Origin of the sequence: Anoxybacillus ayderensis (assembly GCF_000833605.1) — a bacterium.
Taxonomy (GTDB): Bacteria; Bacillota; Bacilli; order Bacillales; family Anoxybacillaceae; genus Anoxybacillus; species Anoxybacillus ayderensis.
Map to the genome: position 1 here is coordinate 1 of NZ_JXTG01000004.1, position 17,628 is coordinate 17,628.

The window sequence follows — 17,628 nt, forward strand, 5'->3', positions numbered from 1 at the left end:
AGAGGGTCGGAGGTTCGAGTCCTCCATGGCTCACCATGATGCGGGTGTGGCGGAATTGGCAGACGCACCAGACTTAGGATCTGGCGCCTCTGGCGTGGGGGTTCAAGTCCCTCCACCCGCATAATGCGGAAGTAGTTCAGTGGTAGAACACCACCTTGCCAAGGTGGGGGTCGCGGGTTCGAGTCCCGTCTTCCGCTCCAACATGCCTATGCCGGGGTGGCGGAATTGGCAGACGCACAGGACTTAAAATCCTGCGGTAGGTGACTACCGTGCCGGTTCGAGTCCGGCCCTCGGCACTTATGCGCCCGTAGCTCAATTGGATAGAGCATCTGACTACGGATCAGAAGGTTAGGGGTTCGAATCCTCTCGGGCGCGCCATGTTTATATCGTAGTGAGGACGGGAAGTAGCTCAGCTTGGTAGAGCACATGGTTTGGGACCATGGGGTCGCAGGTTCGAATCCTGTCTTCCCGACCATTTTTAAGGGGCCTTAGCTCAGCTGGGAGAGCGCCTGCTTTGCACGCAGGAGGTCATCGGTTCGATCCCGATAGGCTCCACCATATATTTATAATGGCGGCGTAGCTCAGCTGGCTAGAGCGTACGGTTCATACCCGTAAGGTCGGGGGTTCGATTCCCTCCGCCGCTACTAGCTTAGGACCTTTAGCTCAGCTGGTTAGAGCAGACGGCTCATAACCGTCCGGTCGTAGGTTCGAGTCCTACAAGGTCCACCATGTTCATATTATACGGAGGAGTACCCAAGTCTGGCTGAAGGGGTCGGTCTTGAAAACCGAGAGGCGTCGAAAGGCGCGCGGGGGTTCGAATCCCTCCTCCTCCGCCATAAATTGATTTTAGTTCCTTCTTCTTAATTAAGAAGGGACACGACTGACAAACGGTATAAAAATTTGATGCACTTCATATTTTGCCGGCTTAGCTCAATTGGTAGAGCAACTGACTTGTAATCAGTAGGTTGCGGGTTCAAGTCCTGCAGCCGGCATCGTTGTGGCGGCTATGGCGAAGTGGTTAACGCACCAGATTGTGGCTCTGGCATTCGTGGGTTCGATTCCCACTAGTCGCCCCATAAATTTTATGTTATGCGGGTGTAGTTTAGTGGTAAAACCTCAGCCACGAGCGACACTTCGCTGAATAAGCTACGAGTTGCCTCGACGCATCTAACATCCTTGAGTATGCTGGTAGAGGAAGAGGCATGAAAAAGCGTAGAAGTAAAAAATAGATATGTGAGTAATTTATTGCGCGGGTGTAGTTTAGTGGTAAAACCTCAGCCTTCCAAGCTGATGTCGTGGGTTCGATTCCCATCACCCGCTTACGTGGGCCTATAGCTCAGCTGGTTAGAGCGCACGCCTGATAAGCGTGAGGTCGGTGGTTCAAGTCCACTTAGGCCCATTATGGTGTTTATTCCGCAGTAGCTCAGTGACGAGCAATGCATCATTGAGTAAACTGCGAGTTGCCTCGACGCATTTATCATCGTTGAGTGTGCTATTAGAGGAAGAGGCAGTAAAGTTAAACTATAATATTGGTTAGGAAGTATGAATCACTTTTATTATTGTTCCGCAGTAGCTCAGTGGTAGAGCACTCGGCTGTTAACCGAGCGGTCGTAGGTTCGAATCCTACCTGCGGAGCCATTTGGAGAAGTACCCAAGTGGCTGAAGGGGACGGTTTGCTAAACCGTTAGGTCGCGTTTTGCGGCGCGCGGGTTCAAATCCCGCCTTCTCCGCCATTGCCACACACGGCCCGTTGGTCAAGTGGTTAAGACACCGCCCTTTCACGGCGGTAACACGGGTTCGAATCCCGTACGGGTCACTAGTAAAAAGGACATCTCATGATATGAGATGTCCTTTTTACATTTCATCGAAATTTATATGCGTTTTATTTTTCTTCTCCAAAAATTTTTTTCCATATTCCCCGTGTTGATGAATAGAAGGATGTTCAACTTGAATGGTGACGTGGGAAAGGTTATATCTTTCTTTTAACATTTCATTAATAGCTAAAATAACACAAAATGGTTGAATATGCTCGTGAATAAGAACGTGTGCTGTTAAGGAATAATGATCTGTTGAAATGGACCAAATGTGTAACTCATGTACATCTTCTACTCCTTCAATAGAAAGAATATCAGCACGAATACGATCCACGTCAAATTCATGTGGCACTGCATCCATTAAAATAAAATACGATTCCCGAACAATTTTTGCCCCACCTATAAAAATAATGGTACCGATGACGACGCTAATGAGTGGGTCGAACATGTATAGTCCTGTAAAGTAAATTAAAATAGCTGAGATGATGACGCCAATGGAGCTAAGTAAGTCGCCAATAAAGTGCCATAAGGCGCTTTTTACATTTAAATTTTCTTCCTCTTTCATGCTCCGACTTAAAACGATTGTTAATACGAGATTAACAACAAATCCGATCGTTGCGATGGTTAGCATGAGGGAAAATTGAATGCTTTCAGGATGAATAAAACGACGAATTCCTTCAATGAAAATTCCAATAGAAATGATGACAAGCGCGAGCCCATTTAAAAATGAAGCGATAATTTCAAACCGTAAATAGCCAAATGTAAATGTTTTATTTGGTGGGCGAGAAGCTAAATAAATGGCAACCATACTTAAGCTTAATGCAATGACGTCAGAGGCCATATGTGCTGAGTCTGACAATAGAGCAAGCGAATTAGACAAAATGCCTCCTACAATTTCAACAATGGTGAAAAAAGTCGTTAATAACAGTGTTATCCAAAGCGCTTTCTTTGATGTTGCTTGTACTTTCATATGCGGTAAATGATGAAAATCATACATATGCATTCCCCTTTATTTAAAATTAATATTAAAAAAAATAAATAATAATTACTATAAACTATTTTATATAATTATCATTTGTTACTCAAGCGACAAATTTATGGACGTTCGTATTGATTTTCATTTAACATGTGATTTGTTGAACATTGTCGAAAAATATCTTAATTTTCTTACAGGAATTTTATATGACTTTGTGTAATATATTCAGTACGGAATTGTTTCCGCACCCATTGAAGAAAGGATGGATGAACATTTGTTGACAATGAGTCCAACCGATTTGCAGATGCATTTATTTCACGAAGGAACGTTTTATCAAAGTTATCACTTGTTTGGCGCACATCTTGTAAAACAAAACGGAATGATCGGAACGCGTTTTTGTGTATGGGCCCCAAATGCAAAAGAAGTTCGTCTTGTTGGAACGTTTAATGATTGGAACGGAGAAAAGCACAAGTTAACAAAAATAAACGAACAAGGAGTATGGATGATTGTCGTCCCTGAAAATTTAGAAGGACATTTATACAAATACGAAATAATGACAAGAGATGGACATATCGTTCTGAAAGCAGATCCATATGCTTTTTACGCAGAAGAACGCCCCAATACGGCCTCTATTGTATATGATTTAAAAGGATATAAATGGAATGATCAAGCGTGGCAAAGAAAAAAGAAGCGAAAACCTATTTATGAGCAACCGATGTTTATTTATGAAGTTCATTTTGGTACATGGAAAAAGAAAGACGATGGGAAATTTTATACATATAAGGAAATGGCGGATGAGTTAATTCCTTATGTTGTCGAACATGGATTTACTCACATTGAACTTTTGCCGCTTATTGAGCACCCGCTCGATCGTTCCTGGGGATATCAAGGAACAGGTTATTATGCTGCAACAAGCCGTTATGGAACGCCTCATGATTTAATGTATTTCATTGATCGTTGTCATCAGGAAGGAATTGGAGTCATTTTAGATTGGGTACCGGGACATTTTTGTAAAGATGCACATGGGTTATATATGTTTGATGGTGAGCCGACGTATGAATATATGAATATGCAAGATCGCGAAAATATTGTGTGGGGAACAGCAAATTTCGATTTAGGAAAACCAGAAGTGCATAGCTTTTTAATTTCGAATGCTTTGTTTTGGTTAGAGCATTATCATATTGACGGTTTTCGTGTTGATGCGGTTGCAAATATGCTTTATTGGCCGAATAGCGATGTACTGCATCCAAATCCATATGCCATTTCATTTTTAAAGAAATTAAATGAAGTTGTATTTGCTTTTGATCCGAATGTATTAATGATTGCAGAAGATTCAACAGATTGGCCGAAAGTGACGGCACCTACGTACGATGGTGGGTTAGGATTTAACTACAAATGGAACATGGGATGGATGAACGATGTATTAAGTTATATGGAAACGAGCATGCATGATCGAAAATATATGCATCATAAAATGACATTTTCTTTGTTGTATGCTTACACGGAAAATTTTATTTTACCTTTATCCCATGACGAAGTGGTGCATGGAAAAAAATCGTTATTAAATAAAATGCCAGGCGATTATTGGGATAAATTTGCTCAACTTCGCCTGCTTTATGGATATTTTATGACGCATCCCGGAAAAAAACTGTTGTTTATGGGTGGAGAGTTTGGACAGTTTGATGAATGGAAAGATTTAGAACAACTCGATTGGGTGTTGTTTGATTTTGATATGCATCGAAAAATGGATGACTACGTGAAATCTCTCACTCATTTTTATAAAAAGCAAAGAGCATTATATGAATGTGATCATGATCCAAATGGGTTCGAATGGATTGATGTGAACAACGCTGAACAAAGTATTTTTTCTTTTATTCGACGAGGAAAAAAAGAAGAAGATGCGTTAATTGTCGTTTGCAATTTTACTAATATCGTGTATGAAGATTACAAAATTGGTGTGCCATTGCTTACATCGTATCGAGAAGTATTTAATAGCGATGATGTGATGTACGGTGGTGCGGGACACATAAACAAAAAACCGCTTGTGGCACACGAAGAGCCGTATCACGGAAAGCCGTATCATATTCGAATGACGATTCCGCCGTATGCTATAACAATTTTACGACCAACAAGAAAAAGAGAAGGGAAGGAAAGCCATGGTACGAAAAAAGTGCGTCGCTATGCTACTCGCAGGGGGACAAGGGAGTAGATTAAGTTCGCTAACAAAAAATTTAGCTAAACCAGCTGTTCCGTTTGGAGGAAAATACCGCATTATTGATTTTACATTAAGCAATTGTGCTAATTCTGGCATTGATACTGTTGGGGTGCTCACCCAATATCAGCCGTTAGAGTTAAATACGTATATTGGAATTGGAAGTGCATGGGATTTAGATCGAAAAAATGGGGGGGTAACCGTTCTCCCTCCGTATGCTGAATCATCAGAAATGAAATGGTACAAGGGAACAGCGAATGCCATTTATCAAAATCTAAACTATTTGAAGCAATATGATCCGGAGTATGTCCTCATTCTTTCCGGCGACCATATTTATAAAATGAATTATGCGGATATGCTACAATACCATATCGAAAAAAAGGCGGATGTTACAATTTCTGTTATTGAAGTACCATGGGAAGAAGCGAGCCGTTTTGGAATTATGAACACAAATGACGAGATGGAAATCGTAGAGTTTGAGGAGAAACCAGCTCATCCGAAAAACAATTTAGCGTCTATGGGCATTTATATTTTTAAATGGTCTATTTTGAAAGAGTATTTAGAAATGGACAATCGAAATGACCGTTCAAGCCATGACTTTGGTAAAGATATTATTCCTTTACTGATCGAAGAAAAAAAGCGGCTCATTGCCTATCCATTTAAAGGATATTGGAAAGATGTTGGGACGGTAAAAAGTTTATGGGAAGCAAATATGGATTTACTAGAAGATACCCCAGCATTAAATTTATTTGACCATACATGGCGTATTTATTCTGTGAACCCGAATGAACCACCGCAATATATTGCTCCATACGCACAAGTGAAAGAATCTTTAGTGAATGAAGGATGCATCGTTGAAGGGAATGTGGAGCATTCTGTTTTGTTTCAAGGGGTGTACGTTTCACAAGGTGCGAAAGTAAAAGATTGTGTTGTTATGCCTAATGCAGTGATTGGGAAAAATGTATACATTGAAAAAGCGATTGTTCCTCCGAATGTGGCAATTCCTGATGGAACGTTTATTTGTGCGGATCAATATGAAGGGGAAGTCATTCTTGTGACAGAGGAGATTTTGGGACATTTTTCTGAGAGAGAGGATGAGAAAACGTGGGAAAATTAATGCTTGGGGTCATTGATGCGACGACATATACACCGGAAATGAGTGATTTGACATTTCAGCGTTCTATCGCAGCCGTTCCGTTTGCTGGTCGCTATCGGCTAATTGATTTTGTTTTATCAAATATGGTGAACTCAGGTATTGAAAGTGTCGCCATTTTCCCAAAGTATCAATATCGTTCGTTAATGGACCACCTTGGTTCAGGAAAGAATTGGGATTTGAATCGGAAACGTGATGGATTGTTCTTCTTCCCTTCGCCTGATCTCCCGATTTCTCATATCGGTTCGTTTCAACATTTTCAACAACATATTGACTATTTTTTGCGAAGCACACAAAAGTACGCTCTTATTTGCAACAGTTATACGGTGTGCAATATTGATTATGAGGAAGTATTGCGACGTCATATGGCTAACGGGTGCGATATAACCCGTATACGTTATCGTGGAAAGTCGCTTGATATGTTTATTTTAGAAACATCGTTGTTGCTTGATTTAATCGCCAACCAACAACGAAATCAATATCGAAGTATTGTTGATGTTGTGAATGATGAAGGAAATGGTTTAACCGTATGTGATTATGAATATAACGGGTATGTCGCAGTTATTGATAGCGTCGAACGTTATTTTCACCATAGCTTAGAACTTCTTAAACCAGAAGTGTGGAAGCAGTTGTTTTTAAAAGGAAGACCGATTTATACGAAAGTAAAAGATGAGCCACCGACGAAATATACATCATATGCTTGCGTGCGTAATGCGATGATTGCGAATGGATGTATCATTGAAGGAGAAATTGAACATAGTATTATTTCTAGAGCAGTAAAAATAGGAAAAGGAACTGTTGTCCGCAACAGTATTATTATGCAAAAAAGTCAAATTGGGGATAATTGTCATCTTGAATATGTGATCGTTGATAAAGATGCTCGCATTGGTGATGGAGTGAAATTAATTGGAACACCGAATCAGCCAATCGTCATTCGAAAAGGGACAATACAAGGAGCGCTGATGAAATCGTGAAAGTATTATTTGTCGTATCAGAGTGTGTACCGTTTGTGAAAACAGGTGGTTTAGCTGATGTTGCTGGCGCATTGCCGAAAGAGTTGAAAAAGCTTGGGACGGATGTGCGTGTGATGCTTCCTAAATATGGGGTCATTCCGCAACATATGCGCCGAAAAATGAATAAAATTGCTGAGCTTGTCGTTCGTGTTGGTTGGAGAAGACAATATTGTGGAATTGAACAATTAGAATACGAAGGAATGACATACTATTTCGTCGACAACGAATATTACTTTAAGCGAGATTCGTTATACGGGCATTACGATGACGGTGAGCGTTTTTCATATTTTTGTCGAGCGGTTCTCGATTCTCTGCCTGTCATCGGCTTTCAACCAAATGTCATTCATTGTCATGATTGGCACACAGGGATGATTCCATTTTTGTTGCGTGAAGAATATGCGAAAAATTCATTTTACGCGCAAATGAAAACGGTATTTACCATCCATAATTTGCAGTTTCAAGGCATTTTTCCACGCGAGATTTTAGGGGATTTGCTAAATTTAAGCGACCGTTATTTTTCGATTGAACATTTAGAGTTTTACGGGCATGTTAGTTTCATGAAAGGGGCTCTCGTCTCCGCACATATGATTACGACAGTTAGCCCAACGTATAAAGAAGAAATTCAAACTCCATATTATGGTGAACGGCTTGACGGATTATTGCGCGCGAGAAGTTCGCACTTAGTTGGAATTTTAAATGGAATTGATGATGACATATATAACCCGAAAAAAGATCCGTATATTGCAGTGCCATACGATGTGACGACAATTGCACGAAAAAGTATTAATAAGCGAGCGTTACAACAACATTTTTCATTGCCGTCAGAAGAAGATGTCCCAGTCATTGCCATCGTTTCACGGTTAACGAAACAAAAAGGATTAGATTTAGTAAAATGCGTATTTCACGAAATGATTGCTGAAAATGTGCAAATGATCATCCTTGGAACAGGAGAATGGGAGTTTGAACATTTCTTTCATGAGATGGCGCTGACATATCCAGAACGTGTGCGTGTATATATTGGGTTTTCAGAACAGCTTGCACATCAAATTTATGCTGGAGCAGATATGTTTTTAATGCCGTCTAAATTTGAACCGTGTGGTCTTGGCCAAATGATTGCGATGCGCTATGGAGCTGTACCGATCGTGCGAGAAACGGGTGGATTAAACGATACAGTGCAGTCGTTTAACGAATTTACAAAAGAAGGAACCGGATTTACGTTTAAAAACTTTAATGCACACGACATGTTATATACGATTCAACGTGCCCGTTCATTTTATGAACAAAAAGAAGTATGGGAAATGATAATGAAGCAGGCAATGAGTCGGGATTACAGTTGGGCAAAGTCAGCATTTAAATATAACCAACTATACGACGAACTAATGACTGGGAGTGGCATCTATGTTCACGAATAAGGAAGAGTTTAAACAAACGTTTTTGAAGCGACTAGAAATGATGTACGGAAAACGTTTTTGGGAATCGACTGTTCTCGATCAGTACAATACGTTAGGCCATATGATTCGCGAGTATATTAGTAAACATTGGATTCAGACGAATGAACGATATCGTGCCCAACATAAAAAGCAAGTATATTATTTGTCGATTGAGTTTTTATTAGGACGTTTGCTAGGGAACAATTTAATGAATCTTGGCATACGTGATGTCGTGGAAGAAGGATTGAAAGAGCTAGGCATTGAGTTAGCTCATATTGAAGAAGTGGAAATTGATGCAGGTCTAGGGAATGGGGGGCTTGGGCGTCTCGCTGCTTGTTTTTTAGACTCTCTCGCTTCTCTTGACCTTCCTGGACATGGACAAGGTATCCGTTATAAACACGGTTTGTTTGATCAAAAAATAGTGAATGGTTATCAAGTGGAACTCCCGGAACAATGGTTACGTCATGGTAATGTTTGGGAAGTAAAAAAAGAAGATTTAGCGGTAGAAGTGAATTTTTGGGGGAAAGTAGAATGCTACGAACAAGATGGTCGGTTAGCGTTTCGACATTATGATGTCGAAAAGGTAATGGCTGTTCCTTATGATATGCCTGTCATTGGATATGATACGACGACTGTAAATACGTTACGATTATGGAGTGCCGAGCCTGCAAAATTTCCGCTTCATAAACATGTCATGCAGTATAAGCGAGAAACGGAAGCGATTTCTGAATTTTTATACCCAGACGACACACATGACGAAGGAAAAATTTTAAGACTAAAGCAACAGTATTTTCTCGTTGCTGCAAGCATTGGGAGCATCGTACGCGATTATCGGCAACGGTACGGGCATTTGCAACATTTTCACCGCCATGTAGCCATTCATGTGAATGATACCCACCCTGTGTTAGCCATCCCAGAGCTTATGCGTATTTTGTTAGATGAGGAAGGAATGGGATGGGACGAAGCATGGCATATTACGACAAACACGATCTCTTATACAAACCATACCACATTGTCGGAAGCGTTGGAAAAATGGCCAATTTATATTTTTCAACCGCTATTGCCGCGCATTTATATGATTGTGCAAGAAATTAATGAACGCTTTTGTCGCGACTTATGGAATCGATATCCTGGTGATTGGAAAAGAATCGAGGAGATGGCCATTATTGCCCATGGGCTTGTCAAAATGGCTCATTTAGCGATTGTAGGGAGCTATAGTGTGAACGGTGTGGCGAAAATACATTCTGAAATTTTAAAGCATCGTGAAATGAAGCTGTTTTATGAATACTTTCCTGAAAAGTTTAATAATAAAACGAACGGCATTACACATCGCCGTTGGTTGTTAAAAGCCAATCCACAGCTTTCTTCTCTTATTACAGAAGCGATCGGAGCGGAATGGGTAAAGCAACCCGAACAGTTGATTCAACTAAAAAAGTATGCAAATGATCATTCATTTCAAGACGAATTAGCAAAAGTGAAACATTACCATAAACAACAGTTGGCGACGTATATTTATGAAAAAACAGGTGTTGTCGTGGATGACTCATCCATTTTTGATGTACAAGTAAAACGGCTGCATGCGTATAAAAGACAGTTGTTAAATGTGCTACACATTATGCATTTATATAACCGATTAAAAGAAGATGAGCATTTCGACATGCATCCACGCACGTTTATTTTTGGGGCAAAGGCATCACCGGGATATCATTATGCGAAACGGATCATTAAGTTAATTAATTCCGTTGCACAAAAAGTAAATAGCGATGAGCAAATTAACGGGCGATTAAAAGTCATTTTCCTAGAAAATTACCGTGTCTCATTAGCGGAAAAAATTTTTCCGGCTGCTGATGTAAGTGAACAAATTTCGACCGCTAGTAAAGAAGCATCTGGAACTGGGAATATGAAATTTATGATGAACGGAGCTGTGACGATCGGAACGTTGGATGGAGCAAATATTGAAATTTTAGAGCGGGTTGGTCATGATAATATGTTTATTTTCGGGCTTACGGCAGAAGAAGTGTTGCACTATTACGCGAATGGCGGATACCATTCTTACGAATATTATCATCATGACCAACGTATTCATCAAGTTGTTAATCAACTGGTGAATGGCTTTTTTCCTGATGCGTACGATCATTTTGAACCGATTTACGATTCATTGCTCGCTCATAATGATCAATACTTTGTTTTACGCGATTTCGCATCGTATGCCGATGCGCAACAACGTGTTGGTGCAACGTATGAAGATCGGAGAAAATGGTTGGAAATGAGCGTTACGAATATCGCCTGTTCAGGATATTTTTCAAGCGACCGAACGATTGAAGAGTACGCTCATGATATTTGGCATATTCGTTAATAGAAAAGTCCTGTAAGCATATGCTCACAGGACTTTTTTAAGAAGTATAAGGATCTTTTTCGTATGCAGGGAGGTCGCCGAGCGGAGACATAAGCTGCTCGTCGTCAAGCACTTGTTCATATTGTTCGTGTACAATGTTCGGATAAATCGTAATACCTGTTCCGTAAAGGTCTGTCGCCGCAAATGTTTCAAACGGCTCGACATAGCCGATTTGTTCTCCGGCGTCAATATACATTCGATCATAATGCACGGTGTCTTCTTGAACATCTGAAGGTGTTTCTGATGTACCGAAACGCGCAACTTTTTGCCAACTATCTTCGGCATCAAATGTTTCTGCTTCTTTATGAACGACAAATTCACCAAATGGAGGAGACAAGACGCTTTCTTCGATCGGGCGTTGTTGCGAAACAACTTGGTCAGGGCTATGTTCTTTACAAAATGTTGTTGTTGGAATAGCTTCAAGACGTTCGAATGGGATCGGCTTTCCGCATACTTCACAAATTCCGTATGTCCCATCTTCCATCGCTTGAAGCGCCCGTTCAATATCGTGAAGTTCCCGTTTCGTATGTTCGTTTAAGGCGATATCTTTTTCTCGTTCATATAGTTCTGTTCCACTATCAGCAGGATGATTGTCATAATTCGATAGTTCCCCAACTGAGTCATGAACAGACGCTCGTATGAGACCGAAATGATCGTTTTGTTTTAGCCGTTGTACAATTTGCCGCTTTTGTTGTAATAACCGTTCACGTAAAGTTTGCATATCATCCCTCCTTCAAATTAGACTACACATAGTATGGACTAAAAAGAAAAAACCATAGCGCAAAGGCTATGGTTTTTTCTGGACAATTATTGTAGCCAATAATGAATGAACAGACCAACGACAAGTAAAAATCCAAATTGTGTATTTGTCTGAGCTGTCGCTTTCATCGCTGGCATCATGTCTATTGGTTTTGTCTTTCCAATAAATCCTTTTGTTGCTTTCCATGCTTTCGGAACGCTAAACAATACAAGCAATGTCCATGGTGAAATCGTTTTTGTAAAAACGAGCAATACGATCCATAAAAATGATGTCACAAACATGCCACCTAATAGCCAAATGGCACGCTTTCTTCCAAGTAAAATCGCTAACGTTTTTCGACCGCTTTTTTTATCCCCGTCTAAGTCACGAATGTTATTCGCTAATAAAATGGCTCCGACTAAAATGGAAATTGGAACAGAGACAAGAACAGGTGTTGTTGTCATTGTGCCTGTTTGAATAAAGAATGAAATTAAAATAATGGTAAGTCCCATGAAAAAACCTGCCGCTAATTCACCGAATGGAGTATAAGCGATCGGAATAGGACCACCTGTGTAAAAATATCCTGCTGCCATGCAAATCGTGCCGATGACGGCTACCCACCAACTACTATTGACGCAAATATAAACACCAAGTAGCATAGCGACTGCAAAAAAAGACCAAGCAAGCAATAACACAGTTTTTGGGGAGATCCCATCACGAACGATCGCACCACCAATTCCGACAGATTCAGGTGTATCGAGACCGCGTTTATAGTCGTAATATTCATTGAACATATTTGTTGCTGCTTGGATAAATAACGAAGCTACGAGCATGGCAAAAAATAAAGGAAAGTGAATTGGTGCTTCGTCTACTGCAAGCACAGTACCAATAGAAACAGGAACAAACGCTGCAGTCAGCGTGTGTGGCCGCAATAAGCGCCACCAAACGCGCCAGTCTCGTTTATAGTGAACAGTTTGAGCATTTGAACGTACTGGTGTTGGCATACCATTCTTCTCCTTTGATTAAAATGTCGTTCACAATAAGTGTAGGGAAGTGGGGAAAATGTGTCAATGTCTTGACAATATAAATTGTTTCCTATCTCTAACGAACAATATTATAATGGAAAAGGGAAAAAAAGATTAAGTATAGGCGTGATACAAGGTGGTTACTTTATATCAAAACAAAGTTATTGACCAATTGCGTGATGCGTTAAAGAAAAAAAAGCATATGGTTAGTGTCACTGTAAGAGTGGGGCAAATCGATCCTCTTTCCTTTTTTGCCGCTGGTGAAACGTTATTTCATGGCCAGCGCTTTTATTGGTCAGACTGCTTTCACGAGCACACGCTTGTTGGACTTGGACATGCACAAGTGATAAAAAGTGAAGAAAAGACGAAAAAGCGTTTTCGGGAAGTGGAGAAAGCTTGGCAACAAATTGTAGAAGGCGCTTTCATCGAAGGGGAAGGGCCATTGATGTTCGGGGGGTTCGCTTTTGATCCGATGAAACGTTCTGCTGAGCATTGGAGCCATTTTCCTTCCGCTCAGTTTGTGATCCCGAAATTTTTGTTAACAAAGCGCGGTGAGGAAACGTGGCTCACAGTTAATGTTGTTCATGAATCGTTTGCGGAACTTGAGAAAATGATCGATTCGTTATTTATCATACATGATGAAATCGATAGCTACGATGTGGAAGTTGTCGAAAAAGAAGAAGTCGCTCGTGATCGTTGGTTTCATGCTGTTCGTCATGCAACCGATCTCATTCAAGACGGAGAGATTGAAAAAGTCGTTTTAGCACGCGAGCTATTTCTTTCTTTTTCTCATCGGATTGATCGCTCTCATGTGTTGTGCTCTTTGCGGGAACAACAACCAATGAGCTACATTTTTGCGTTTGAAAACGGCTCATCTTGTTTTATCGGTGCTTCTCCCGAACAACTTGTGAAAAAGAACGGGTACATGTGTGAAACAGCTTGTCTAGCTGGTTCCATTCGTCGTGGACATACGATGAAAGAGGATGAGGAGCTCGGACAATGGCTGCTAAAAGACGATAAAAATCGTCGTGAGCATGCGTTCGTTGTCGACATGATTGAACAAGCGATGCATGAAATATGCACAGAAGTGATTGTTCCAAGTGAGCCGACTCTTTTAAAAATGCGACATATTCAACATTTGTACACACCTGTTCAGGCGAAAATAAAGGAAGGAGTTTCGATTTTTTCGCTCGTTGAACGGCTCCATCCAACGCCAGCGCTTGGAGGATTCCCGAAACAAAAGGCGGTACAAACGATTCGGGACATTGAGCCGCTTGATCGTGGATGGTATGCTGCTCCGATTGGTTGGGTTCATGCGAACGGAAACGGAGAATTTGCTGTAGCCATTCGTTCCGCATTGCTTGAAGACAATGAGGCGCATTTGTTTGCCGGGTGTGGAATTGTTGCTCATTCTGATCCGCTTAGCGAATATGAGGAAACGAATGTAAAGTTTAAGCCGATGTTACTAGCGTTAGAGGGGGGACGACGATGAATGAAATGACCGCATATGTTGCCGCTTTTGTTGAGCAATTCGTTCATACGGGGATACAGCAAGTGGTGATTAGCCCAGGATCTCGTTCCACTCCTCTTGCGATGGTGATGGCTGAACATCCTCAGTTAAATATTCATGTCCATATTGATGAACGTTCTGCTGCTTTTTTTGCGTTAGGCATGGCGAAAGCTTCTGGAAAACCGGTTGCCCTTGTTTGTACATCAGGTACTGCGGTAGCGAATTATTATCCAGCTATCGTTGAAGCATATTATGCACGCGTTCCGCTCGTTGTCATTACAGCTGATCGACCTCATGAATTGCGCGATGTCGGAGCACCGCAAGCGATTGATCAACTGCATATGTACGGGTCATATGTGAAATGGTTTGTTGATATGGCACTTCCAGAAGGAAATGAGCAAATGCTTCGTTATGCAGAAATGGTAGCTGCTCGTGCGGTATGTGTTGCAACATCTGTTCCTGCAGGACCGGTTCATATTAACGTACCGTTACGTGAACCGCTTGTTCCAATGCTCAATGAGTCGCTATTTTCCACACCGTCCGCAACTCGCACGGTGTATAGAGGAAATAAACACCTTTCACAAGAAATGATCGATGAATTATATGAACAACTACGTCATGTCGAAAAAGGGGTCATTGTATGTGGAGATTTGCACGTGGAAGGGTTTGCTGATGCGGTGGTCGAGCTAGCGGAAGCGTTGCAATATCCTATTTTAGCTGATCCTCTCTCTTCATTGCGAACAGGTGTACATCGAAAGCAGCTCATTATTGAATCGTACGATGCGATGTTGAAATGCGAAACGTTTGCAGATGCGTTCATTCCTGATGTCGTTATTCGTTTCGGAGCGATGCCTGTATCGAAGTCGCTTTACCTTTGGCTGCAACGCCATAAACAAGTAAAACAAATAATTGTCGATGAAGCGGGGCAATGGCGCGACCCGACTTTATCACTTCACGTGCTTATTGAAGCGAACGAGGTGCAATTTTGTCATGAGTTAGCTCAGCGCGCTTCTACTACATCTCGTTCGTCACAATGGGTCAACCAATGGAAAAAAATGAATGAACGAGCGAAACAAATGTTGTTACAGGCAAAAGAAGAAGAAAATATGTTTGAAGGAAAAATATTCATTGAACTCGCTCAGTTATTACCAGATGAAGCGACTCTTTTCGTCGGAAACAGTATGCCTATTCGCGATGCGGATACGTTTTTTATGTCATCGCATAAGCGAATTCGTTTATTGGCGAATCGGGGGGCAAACGGTATTGATGGAGTTGTATCGAGCGCTCTTGGAGCGAGCTGTGTTGCACAACCACTTGTACTAGTCATTGGTGACTTGTCATTTTATCATGACTTAAATGGTTTACTTGCAGCTAAATTGCAACAGCTACATGCGACAATCATCGTTTTAAACAACAATGGGGGAGGTATTTTCTCCTTTTTGCCGCAGGCGAATGAGCCGAAACATTTTGAACGGTTATTCGGCACACCGACACATTTATCGTTTCATCATGTTGTAAACATGTATGATGGACATTATGAAAAAGTAGAGACGTGGGATCATTTTCGTCGTGCGGTGGTAGATGCGCTCGCACGCCCGACGTTAAATGTAATTGAAGTTTCTTCATCTCGTGAATATAATGTCGGAGTTCATCGGAAATTGTGGAAAGATGTTTCCCAGGAAATGTCCAACTTGTTGAACAAAGGGGAATGAACATGAAGTTTGTCGTTCGAGGGCAAACGTATTATGTAGAAATGCACGGAAAGGGACAGCCCATTTTGTTGTTGCACGGATTTACAGGTAGTTGTCAAACGTGGCATCCGCTTGTTTCGATGTGGGAACAACATATGCAATGCATAGCAATTGACATTCTCGGTCATGGACAAACGGATGCTCCTTCTTCTGTACAACGATATCATATCGACATGGTTGCCCAAGATGTTGCTATGCTTTTGGAACAATTAGGTATAAAAAAAGCCCATGTGTTAGGGTATTCGATGGGTGGTCGGCTTGCATTAACATTTGCAGTCCGCTATCCTCAGTATGTACAAACGTTAATATTAGAAAGTAGCTCTCCGGGGCTAAAGACGGAAGAAGAGCGCGTGAAGCGTCGGGAAGAAGATGAACGATTAGCGCAGTTTATTGAACAACATGGTGTCGCTTCGTTTGTTGATCGGTGGGAGAACATCCCATTGTTTTCTTCTTTAAAACGATTGTCCGAAGATGTACAACAGCGGTTAAGAGAAGAAAGATTACAGCATACAGCGATTGGATTAGCGAACAGTTTGCGTGGCATGGGGACAGGAGCGCAACCTTCTTGGTGGGAAGCGTTGCCTCAATTGATGTTCCCGACATTGTTGATTTGTGGTGAAGATGATGAAAAGTTTTGTCGAATTGCGTCAGAAATGGTACAATTATTACCAAACGGGACGCTCATCACCGTTCCGAATGCTGGGCACGTTGTGCATCTAGAGCAGCGTGAACGATTTTGTACACTTGTTCAACAATTTGTGTTAAGAGGAGGTTTATTGCATGGCGATTGAATGGGTAAAAGAAAGAGAATATGAAGATATTTTGTATGAAACGTATAATGGCATTGCAAAAATTACAATTAACCGTCCACAAGTACATAATGCGTTCCGGCCAAAAACCGTTATGGAGTTAATTGATGCGTTTGCGTATGCTCGTGACGATGCAAATATTGGAGTCATTATTTTAACAGGAGCAGGTGGCAAAGCGTTTTGCTCAGGTGGCGACCAAAAAGTGCGTGGGCATGGTGGATATGTAGGTGACGACCAAATTCCGCGTTTAAACGTATTAGACTTACAACGCTTAATTCGCGTCATTCCAAAACCAGTTATTGCGATGGTTGCAGGTTATGCGATCGGCGGTGGCCATGTGCTACATGTTGTTTGTGATTTAACTATCGCAGCAGACAACGCGATTTTCGGTCAAACAGGGCCGAAAGTTGGCAGCTTTGATGGAGGATATGGTGCTGGTTACTTAGCGCGTATTGTTGGACATAAAAAAGCTCGCGAAATTTGGTATTTATGTCGTCAATACAACGCTCAAGAAGCGTTAGAAATGGGATTAGTCAACAAAGTTGTTCCACTTGAACAATTAGAAGAAGAAACGGTGAAATGGGCGGAAGAAATTTTAGAAAAAAGTCCGACGGCTATTCGTTTCTTAAAAGCTGCGTTTAATGCAGATACAGATGGACTTGCAGGCATTCAACAACTTGCAGGGGATGCAACGCTCCTTTATTACACAACAGACGAAGCGAAAGAAGGACGCGATGCATTTAAAGAAAAACGGAAACCAGACTTTAAACAATTCCCGCGTTTTCCGTAAAATGAAGACAG

The 17,628-nt window shown here is 41.3% G+C and carries 12 protein-coding genes and 16 tRNA genes; 25 read left to right on the plus strand and 3 right to left on the minus strand.

From position 1 onward, the window contains the following. Window positions 1–40: 40 nt before the first annotated feature. The 16 genes from JV16_RS05585 (at window position 41) to JV16_RS05660 (ending at window position 1,816) form a co-directional block, all read left to right on the plus strand. Window positions 41–121: transfer RNA gene (locus JV16_RS05585), tRNA-Leu, on the plus strand. Window positions 122–125: 4 nt separating this feature from the next. Continuing rightward, window positions 126–200, plus strand: a tRNA-Gly gene (locus JV16_RS05590). Between the two features lie 10 nt (window positions 201–210). Further along, a tRNA-Leu gene (locus tag JV16_RS05595) sits at window positions 211–296 on the plus strand. Between the two features lie 5 nt (window positions 297–301). Next, window positions 302–378 (plus strand) — tRNA-Arg (locus tag JV16_RS05600). A 20-nt stretch (window positions 379–398) separates the two neighbouring features. Further along, a tRNA-Pro gene (locus JV16_RS05605) sits at window positions 399–475 on the plus strand. A 7-nt stretch (window positions 476–482) separates the two neighbouring features. Further along, window positions 483–558: transfer RNA gene (locus tag JV16_RS05610), tRNA-Ala, on the plus strand. A 12-nt stretch (window positions 559–570) separates the two neighbouring features. Next, window positions 571–644: transfer RNA gene (locus tag JV16_RS05615), tRNA-Met, on the plus strand. 8 nt (window positions 645–652) lie between these two features. Then, a tRNA-Ile gene (locus tag JV16_RS05620) sits at window positions 653–729 on the plus strand. A 14-nt stretch (window positions 730–743) separates the two neighbouring features. After that, window positions 744–836: transfer RNA gene (locus JV16_RS05625), tRNA-Ser, on the plus strand. Window positions 837–919: 83 nt separating this feature from the next. Then, window positions 920–992: transfer RNA gene (locus JV16_RS05630), tRNA-Thr, on the plus strand. Between the two features lie 8 nt (window positions 993–1,000). Beyond that, window positions 1,001–1,076: transfer RNA gene (locus JV16_RS05635), tRNA-His, on the plus strand. Between the two features lie 173 nt (window positions 1,077–1,249). After that, window positions 1,250–1,320: transfer RNA gene (locus tag JV16_RS05640), tRNA-Gly, on the plus strand. Window positions 1,321–1,325: 5 nt separating this feature from the next. Then, window positions 1,326–1,399, plus strand: a tRNA-Ile gene (locus tag JV16_RS05645). Between the two features lie 164 nt (window positions 1,400–1,563). Beyond that, a tRNA-Asn gene (locus JV16_RS05650) sits at window positions 1,564–1,638 on the plus strand. Between the two features lie 3 nt (window positions 1,639–1,641). Continuing rightward, window positions 1,642–1,733: transfer RNA gene (locus tag JV16_RS05655), tRNA-Ser, on the plus strand. 11 nt (window positions 1,734–1,744) lie between these two features. Continuing rightward, window positions 1,745–1,816: transfer RNA gene (locus JV16_RS05660), tRNA-Glu, on the plus strand. A gap of 38 nt (window positions 1,817–1,854) precedes the next feature. Here JV16_RS05660 and JV16_RS05665 read toward each other — a convergent pair. Further along, window positions 1,855–2,811 (minus strand): cation diffusion facilitator family transporter, encoded by a 957-nt coding sequence (locus JV16_RS05665; RefSeq protein WP_042534687.1) that lies wholly within the window; start codon window positions 2,809–2,811, stop codon window positions 1,855–1,857. Window positions 2,812–3,052: 241 nt separating this feature from the next. Between JV16_RS05665 and glgB the strand changes: the two genes are divergently transcribed. Genes glgB through JV16_RS05690 form a run of 5 tightly spaced genes read left to right on the plus strand, consistent with a single transcriptional unit; the run spans window position 3,053 to window position 10,954 of the window. After that, window positions 3,053–4,999 (plus strand): 1,4-alpha-glucan branching enzyme, encoded by a 1,947-nt coding sequence (glgB, locus tag JV16_RS05670; protein WP_035063427.1) that lies wholly within the window; start codon window positions 3,053–3,055, stop codon window positions 4,997–4,999. Then, window positions 4,947–6,119, plus strand: coding sequence for a glucose-1-phosphate adenylyltransferase (locus JV16_RS05675; protein WP_021095523.1), 1,173 nt, complete (start codon window positions 4,947–4,949; stop codon window positions 6,117–6,119). Before glgB ends, JV16_RS05675 begins: the two co-directional genes overlap by 53 nt. Continuing rightward, a complete protein-coding gene (locus tag JV16_RS05680; protein WP_021095524.1) occupies window positions 6,107–7,129 on the plus strand; it encodes a GlgC family sugar phosphate nucleotidyltransferase in 1,023 nt (340 codons plus the stop codon). Before JV16_RS05675 ends, JV16_RS05680 begins: the two co-directional genes overlap by 13 nt. Then, window positions 7,126–8,580 carry a glycogen synthase GlgA gene (gene glgA, locus JV16_RS05685; protein WP_021095525.1) on the plus strand — a complete coding sequence of 485 codons (1,455 nt, stop codon included), beginning with the start codon at window positions 7,126–7,128 and terminating at the stop codon, window positions 8,578–8,580. The genes JV16_RS05680 and glgA overlap by 4 nt, the downstream gene beginning before the upstream one ends. Next, window positions 8,567–10,954, plus strand: a complete 2,388-nt coding sequence (locus JV16_RS05690; RefSeq protein ID WP_021095526.1) for a glycogen/starch/alpha-glucan phosphorylase — start codon at window positions 8,567–8,569, stop codon at window positions 10,952–10,954. Before glgA ends, JV16_RS05690 begins: the two co-directional genes overlap by 14 nt. 37 nt (window positions 10,955–10,991) lie before the next feature. Here the strand turns inward: JV16_RS05690 and JV16_RS05695 are convergent, their stop codons facing one another. Further along, window positions 10,992–11,714 (minus strand): yteA family sporulation protein, encoded by a 723-nt coding sequence (locus JV16_RS05695; protein ID WP_021095527.1) that lies wholly within the window; start codon window positions 11,712–11,714, stop codon window positions 10,992–10,994. An 86-nt stretch (window positions 11,715–11,800) separates the two neighbouring features. Then, window positions 11,801–12,736, minus strand: a complete 936-nt coding sequence (locus JV16_RS05700) for a 1,4-dihydroxy-2-naphthoate polyprenyltransferase (RefSeq protein ID WP_021095528.1) — start codon at window positions 12,734–12,736, stop codon at window positions 11,801–11,803. Window positions 12,737–12,893: 157 nt separating this feature from the next. Here JV16_RS05700 and JV16_RS05705 point away from each other — a divergent pair, with 157 nt between their 5' ends. Genes JV16_RS05705 through menB form a run of 4 tightly spaced genes read left to right on the plus strand, consistent with a single transcriptional unit; the run spans window position 12,894 to window position 17,617 of the window. Then, the gene (locus JV16_RS05705) at window positions 12,894–14,249 is read left to right on the plus strand and encodes an isochorismate synthase (protein ID WP_021095529.1); all 1,356 of its coding nucleotides are present in this window, start codon (window positions 12,894–12,896) and stop codon (window positions 14,247–14,249) included. Further along, entirely contained in the window at window positions 14,246–15,979 is a 1,734-nt protein-coding gene (menD, locus tag JV16_RS05710; RefSeq protein WP_021095530.1) for a 2-succinyl-5-enolpyruvyl-6-hydroxy-3-cyclohexene-1-carboxylic-acid synthase, read from the plus strand. The genes JV16_RS05705 and menD overlap by 4 nt, the downstream gene beginning before the upstream one ends. 2 nt (window positions 15,980–15,981) lie before the next feature. Next, on the plus strand, window positions 15,982–16,809 hold the full coding sequence (menH, locus tag JV16_RS05715; protein WP_035063429.1) for a 2-succinyl-6-hydroxy-2,4-cyclohexadiene-1-carboxylate synthase: 828 nt from the start codon (window positions 15,982–15,984) through the stop codon (window positions 16,807–16,809). After that, window positions 16,799–17,617, plus strand: coding sequence for a 1,4-dihydroxy-2-naphthoyl-CoA synthase (gene menB / locus JV16_RS05720; RefSeq protein WP_021095532.1), 819 nt, complete (start codon window positions 16,799–16,801; stop codon window positions 17,615–17,617). The genes menH and menB overlap by 11 nt, the downstream gene beginning before the upstream one ends. Window positions 17,618–17,628 lie beyond the last annotated feature (11 nt).

Bases quoted from the DNA above. Each gene is read 5' to 3' on its own strand.
- menH (WP_035063429.1), top strand. From the start codon at position 15,982: ATGAAGTTTGTCGTTCGAGGGCAAACGTATTATGTAGAAATGCACGGA.
- JV16_RS05690 (WP_021095526.1), top strand. From the start codon at position 8,567: ATGTTCACGAATAAGGAAGAGTTTAAACAAACGTTTTTGAAGCGACTA.
- menD (WP_021095530.1), top strand. From the start codon at position 14,246: ATGAATGAAATGACCGCATATGTTGCCGCTTTTGTTGAGCAATTCGTT.
- JV16_RS05665 (WP_042534687.1), bottom strand. From the start codon at position 2,811: ATGTATGATTTTCATCATTTACCGCATATGAAAGTACAAGCAACATCA.
- glgB (WP_035063427.1), top strand. From the start codon at position 3,053: ATGGATGAACATTTGTTGACAATGAGTCCAACCGATTTGCAGATGCAT.
- JV16_RS05695 (WP_021095527.1), bottom strand. From the start codon at position 11,714: ATGCAAACTTTACGTGAACGGTTATTACAACAAAAGCGGCAAATTGTA.
- JV16_RS05675 (WP_021095523.1), top strand. From the start codon at position 4,947: ATGGTACGAAAAAAGTGCGTCGCTATGCTACTCGCAGGGGGACAAGGG.
- menB (WP_021095532.1), top strand. From the start codon at position 16,799: ATGGCGATTGAATGGGTAAAAGAAAGAGAATATGAAGATATTTTGTAT.
- JV16_RS05700 (WP_021095528.1), bottom strand. From the start codon at position 12,736: ATGCCAACACCAGTACGTTCAAATGCTCAAACTGTTCACTATAAACGA.